This window comes from Wolbachia endosymbiont of Drosophila leontia (genome assembly GCF_028981785.1).
Classification (GTDB): domain Bacteria; phylum Pseudomonadota; class Alphaproteobacteria; order Rickettsiales; family Anaplasmataceae; genus Wolbachia; species Wolbachia pipientis.
The window spans coordinates 1-5,463 of sequence record NZ_JAPQLK010000004.1 but is presented as its reverse complement, the minus strand read 5'-3'; the positions used below and the strand labels follow the sequence as shown (position 1 = coordinate 5,463).

Sequence of the window (5,463 nt, the reverse complement as noted above, 5' to 3'; positions counted from 1 at the left end):
CATAGATATACCTCTTTCTTAACTATGCTTATTTTACCTCATATTTTCGAGATCCTTAACAGGTTCTTATGACAGAAGATGTAGAAGAAGCGTTGAATATGGACTTAACCGATGATAAGCTTAAGAGGAGCATTAACAAATCTGTCTCATTTAACGCGATCAAAAACTTGGCTTTCGACATTTTTGCTACGGAATCAGATACTGACTGCATTATGGATCAATTATCAAAGCTATTTTTGATGAACACTTTGGCGGTAAGAAAGGGAAGGAAAGTTGATCGTCATAAGGTACCTTATCTTCGTTCGTTCAATTACCAAAAAAGGGTTAGAAAACACATATTTTGACTAGAGGTAGTATTCATATCTTCTGATAATAACTGGGTAGCTTATTGCCATAGCTCCTGTAAAATGACTTCTAAACAAACTATTTCTTAAGTAATTTACACTTCAGAGTTTATCTGCTTTAAAGTTTACTCTATTCTGTTTCAGTATTTGTCATAAATCCTTAATTATTTCTGACTTTTTAGTTCAGTTTTTAACCATTCTTTCCTTAACTTAATGGCAGTGAACCTCGTCATCCCGCTACTTGTTAGCGGCTGAGATACCGCGAATGAATCGCGGTATGACGGTTCGCGGCGGTATGGACGTAGGAAAACCTTTCTTGGGTCAGCTATAGAGACTCTCATCTTTAGCGAGCTTCAAGGTAATTGGTTGCTATTTGCGAAAATATTTGCATAATTTAAGTAACATTACTTAATAAAAATTAACTATGGAGCTTAATAAGATTGCAGCATCGATTTTACTTTCTGGGCTAATCATTATGATAGTTAGTAATGTAGTTGATATGCTTTACAGTCCAGAAGAATATAAGATTGAACACCAAACGATAGTAGCTGCTGGCAGCAATGAGTTCCAGCAAAAAATCGAGCAAGTGGCGCTTGATATTGGAGCGCTCATGCAGAATGCTAGCTTTGAGAAAGGTAAATCAGCAGCAAAAAAATGTATAGCCTGCCATAGTTTTGAGAAAGGTGGAATGAATAAAGTAGGACCAAACTTATGGAACATAGTTGGAAATAAAAAGGCCCATCTTGGTAACTCATTCAATTACTCAAAAGCAGTGCTTGAAAGAGGTGGAAAATGGGGGTATGAGGAGCTATTTGCCTTTTTAAAGAACCCAAAAGCCTATATAAAAGGTACACGTATGGCATTTGCAGGTATTTCCAATCCACAAGAAATTGCAGATCTAGTTAGTTATTTGCATCAATTGAGTGATAGCCCGGTTGCTTTGCCAAAGTAGTATGGATTATTGTAAATTGTTTGATGGAAATAATGGTCACATAGCATATCGAAAGCTACAAGGAAAGAAAGCTTCTGTAGTTTTTTTCGGTGGATTTGCATCCAGTATGGATGGAACTAAAGCAACTGCTATTTACAAATTTTGCCAAGAAAATGACGTAGCACTTGTGCTATTTGATTATTTTGGTCACGGTCATTCAAGTGGTAATTTTATTGATTACGCGATAAGTGATTGGCAAAAAAATTGTGCTAAAGTAATGAGTGAATTAACTAGCGATAAACAAATAATTATAGGTTCAAGTATGGGAGGATGGCTGATGTTGCTCACTGCCCTTCAATTTCCAGAAAAAATTGCAGCACTAATTGGTATATCGTCTGCTCCCGATTTTACTGAAGATTTGATATTCAAGCAATTGTCAGGCAAGCAAAAAGAAGAACTAGATTCTAGAGGTGTAATAGATTTTACTTCAGAGCATTGTACATACAAAATAACTAAAAATTTGATCGAAGATGGCAGAAAGAACCTTCTTCTAAACAAAAAGACAATAGATATAAACTGTCCTGTGCGCTTGCTGCATAGCATTAATGATAAAGATGTTCCTTATCAAACTTCATTGAATTTAGCTGAAAAAATTAAGTCAACCGATGTTGAAGTACACTTAATAAAATCAGCAGAGCACAATATGTCTGACAATCATTCACTGGAAGTTTTATTTAAGACCATTAGAGAATTTTGTAACCAGACTGCATTCTGTGATTTTTAGCAAAACACGATTTTTCATTTGAGCTTTCTTCAACTTAAAATAAATACAGAAAATTGCTGCCTATAGCTAAACTGACTTAGATTTACCGACAATTTGAAAAACCGTCATCCCGCTACGTGTTAGCGGCTGAGATACCGCGGCGGTATGACGGTTCGCACCATCACACTTTGGAACCTTACAGATATTGAGCAAATCCAATAATATCCTTGATTTCTTTTATATTATGGGTTGCAATTTCTGCTGCTTTCTTTGTGCCTTTTTTTAATATTTCATGTAAATGGAATTGGTCTTTTAAAAGATCATTCATTTTCTCACGTATGGGTGATATAACACTGATAATTAAATCAGCTAACTCTTTTTTGAAGTGCTTCATGTCATGTTTGTTCACTTCTTCACATACTTTTTCCGCATTTACATTACTGAGCACTGAATAAATGTTTATCAAATTGCTTATTTCTGGTCGGCACTTTAAAGTAGCAAAGCCTAGAATTGAATCTGTTTTTGCTTTTTCTATTTTTTTGACAATTAAGTCATCCGTATCATCAAGGTTAATGCACGAATGTTCTGAAGGATCAGATTTACTCATCTTGCTTGTGCCATCCCTTAAGCTCATTATTCTTGATGTGCAATCCAAAGTTAAGATTTCAGGTACGATGAAATAATCCAGCTTATAATGATTGTTAAAAGCTGATGCAATATCACGTGCAAGCTCCAAATGCTGTTTTTGATCATCACCAACAGGAACGTATTTAGTTTGATACAACAATATATCTGCAGCCATAAGTACTGGATAACTATATAATCCAAGAGAGGCTTTTTGTTTATCGCTGCCAGCTTTATCTTTAAATTGAGTCATGCGATTAAGCCAACCAATTGGTGTATAGCATCCAAGCATCCAGCCCAGTTCTGTATGACCACTAACTGTGGACTGACTAAAAATAATGGACTTTTCTGGATCTATTCCGCATGCAATATAAGCTGCTGCTGTTTTGAAAATATTACTTTTTAATTCACTTGCGGGAAGCTTGTTTGCTGTGATTGCGTGTAGGTCGACAACACAAAAAAGAGATTTGTATTTATCCTGTAAGTCTATCCACTGTTTGATTGCACCAAGATAATTACCTAAATGTAGTACGCCACTTGGCTGGATACCTGAAAAGACAATACTTGTCATTATACATTTACCTCATGCTAATCGCTTCCACAATCAGCAGATTTCTTAGAAAGAATAACCATTGCAGGACGGAGCAACCTATTTTTGATAGTATAACCAGTTTGTAGTACTTCTACAATGGTGCCAGGCTTTTTTTCATTGTCTTCTCTTTCCACAACAGCTTGGTGTAAATTACTATCAAAAAGCTCACCAAGTGGATCTACTTCCTCTATTCCATGTTTTTTTAGATCATTTATAATTTTTTGATAAGCTACTTTAATCCCCTCATGAACGGGATCACCGTCTTTCAAAATTTCCATTACTCTTTTTAAATTGTCGCACGAGTCGATCATATCACGTGCAAGTTTTGTGACTGCGTAGTCACTTGCATCGCTAATTTGCTTTTGCATTATACGTTTGACGTTTTCATTATCTGCAACAGCACGGCGTAAATGATCTTCAAGCTGAACTGCACGTTCTTTTAATGTATTGAGATCTTCATTTAAATCATCAGTTTGCTTATGGTTATCACTTTGTTGGTCGTCACCTTTCTGCCTACTTACCATATCAGCAAACTTCTTCTTTTTCTCCTTACTGCTATCTGACATATCATTACCCTTAAGAATCTAATAAGTATATAACAATTAATCTGAAAATATCAAGCGCCAGCTACATTCGTCTTTCTATGCTCGCATTTAAAAAGTTAATTAAAGTAGTTTTATAAAAAGAATCAGAAAAAGTACTAATATCATTTTGTGCCATATTAATGTAGTGCCTAGCTTTTTCCATAGAAAGCTGAATGGCATTATGGTGATTAATGTAGTGTAATGCTTGGTCAAAATTGTGTCTAGCTGAAGAAAAGCATTTTTCCCAGAATGTTTGCTCTGCTGGACTGCCCTTTTCGTATGCTATAATAGCAGGTAAGGTGACTTTACCTTCGAAAAAGTCTTTTCCGACTTGTTTTCCAGAAGTGCCTTGATTAGCAGTATAATCGAGCATATCATCAACTATTTGAAATGCCATACCAAAATTAAAACCAAAATTCTTTAGCCTCTCTGTTTCGTCATTTGTTGCACCAGATACTGTTGATGCAGCTTCACAGCATGCAGAAAATAAAGATGCTGTCTTTTCTCCAATGATATCAAAATAATTTTCCCTGACTGTGTGGGGGTCAAAGCGTGCTGTCATCTGCTTTATTTCACCCTTCACAAGTAAATGCGATGCCTTAGATAAAATAGAGAGAATATTTAAATTTCCACACTCTATAAGCCATCTAAATGCTAGAGTCAACAATAGATCACCAACTAAAATGCTTGATTTATTTCCCCAAATCTTATTCGCTGTTTTAACTCCATGGCGTGCCTCACTTTCATCGAGCACATCATCATGAAGTAAAGTAGCATTGTGTATAAACTCTACCGATGCAGCAACGTTGATCCTATTCTCCCCAGAATAGTTTAGCATTTTACATATAATAAAAACTAGTTTAGGCCTTATTTTTTTTCCACCTGACCTAACAAGATGAGATATAATATCAGTAGCAAGCTTAGCATCTTCATCGTTGACATTTTTGAAGACAAAGCCATTCATAGCTGACAAATCAGAAGATACAATATCGTCTGATTTATCGCTGTTTGTTAAATCAGTATTTAGCATTTTAAGAGACTTATGCCTCTTGCCCTTGTGCTTTCTCGTTCTCTACTTTCTTCTTTTCTGTTTTCTTTGGTTCTGTTTCTAAAGTTACTATGCCTTTTTTGATAAACCACAGTACTCTTTCAGTTGCCTGCGCGCCTACACTTAGCCAATGTTTTAATCTATCAGCTTTCACCACAACACGATTTTTATTGTCTTTTGGTAACATTGGATCATATTGTCCTATTTTCTCAATAAAACGCCCATCTCTTGGTGCTCGTGAATCGGCTACAACTATCCTATAAAAAGGGCGTTTCTTTGCGCCAAACCTCGCCAACCTTATTTTAACTGCCATGTTAACCTTTATTCACATATTAGCCACAATTTTATACAATGAGCCGTTTTAAGTCAAATGAATTATACAACTTTTGCACCTTGTAATATAATTACCAATAATGTAGGGCAGTGCCGGGTGCACAGCTATACGAAAATTCATTTGTGAAGGTAAATTGCACAGCAAATGGTGTCATTCCAGTGCTTGACACTGGAATGGCTTTGTTGCATAGGAACTGAAAAAATCTGGTGGCTACTGACAAAATTCATTATAAAATAGCCATTT

6 protein-coding genes and 1 pseudogene are annotated in these 5,463 nt (G+C 35.7%); 3 read left to right on the top strand and 4 right to left on the bottom strand.

The window, feature by feature from the left end:
• Nucleotides 1-65: 65 nt before the first annotated feature.
• The 3 genes and pseudogenes from OZD63_RS00130 to OZD63_RS00120 form a co-directional block, all read left to right on the top strand.
• Nucleotides 66-344 (top strand): annotated as a pseudogene (locus OZD63_RS00130) (IS4-like element ISWpi18 family transposase); the annotation flags it as partial.
• 424 nt (nt 345-768) lie between these two features.
• On the top strand, nt 769-1,296 hold the full coding sequence (locus OZD63_RS00125; protein WP_010082469.1) for a c-type cytochrome: 528 nt from the start codon (nt 769-771) through the stop codon (nt 1,294-1,296).
• Between the two features lies 1 nt (nt 1,297).
• Nucleotides 1,298-2,059 carry an alpha/beta hydrolase gene (locus tag OZD63_RS00120; RefSeq protein ID WP_275007753.1) on the top strand — a complete coding sequence of 254 codons (762 nt, stop codon included), beginning with the start codon at nt 1,298-1,300 and terminating at the stop codon, nt 2,057-2,059.
• A 175-nt stretch (nt 2,060-2,234) separates the two neighbouring features.
• Here the strand turns inward: OZD63_RS00120 and trpS are convergent, their stop codons facing one another.
• The 4 genes from trpS to rpsP form a co-directional block, all read right to left on the bottom strand.
• On the bottom strand, nt 2,235-3,233 hold the full coding sequence (gene trpS, locus OZD63_RS00115; RefSeq protein WP_274979918.1) for a tryptophan--tRNA ligase: 999 nt from the start codon (nt 3,231-3,233) through the stop codon (nt 2,235-2,237).
• Between the two features lie 17 nt (nt 3,234-3,250).
• On the bottom strand, nt 3,251-3,820 hold the full coding sequence (locus tag OZD63_RS00110; protein WP_012673267.1) for a nucleotide exchange factor GrpE: 570 nt from the start codon (nt 3,818-3,820) through the stop codon (nt 3,251-3,253).
• Nucleotides 3,821-3,881: 61 nt separating this feature from the next.
• Entirely contained in the window at nt 3,882-4,868 is a 987-nt protein-coding gene (locus OZD63_RS00105) for a polyprenyl synthetase family protein (RefSeq protein ID WP_274979917.1), read from the bottom strand.
• A gap of 10 nt (nt 4,869-4,878) precedes the next feature.
• Nucleotides 4,879-5,199 (bottom strand): 30S ribosomal protein S16, encoded by a 321-nt coding sequence (gene rpsP / locus OZD63_RS00100; RefSeq protein WP_006279266.1) that lies wholly within the window; start codon nt 5,197-5,199, stop codon nt 4,879-4,881.
• Nucleotides 5,200-5,463 lie beyond the last annotated feature (264 nt).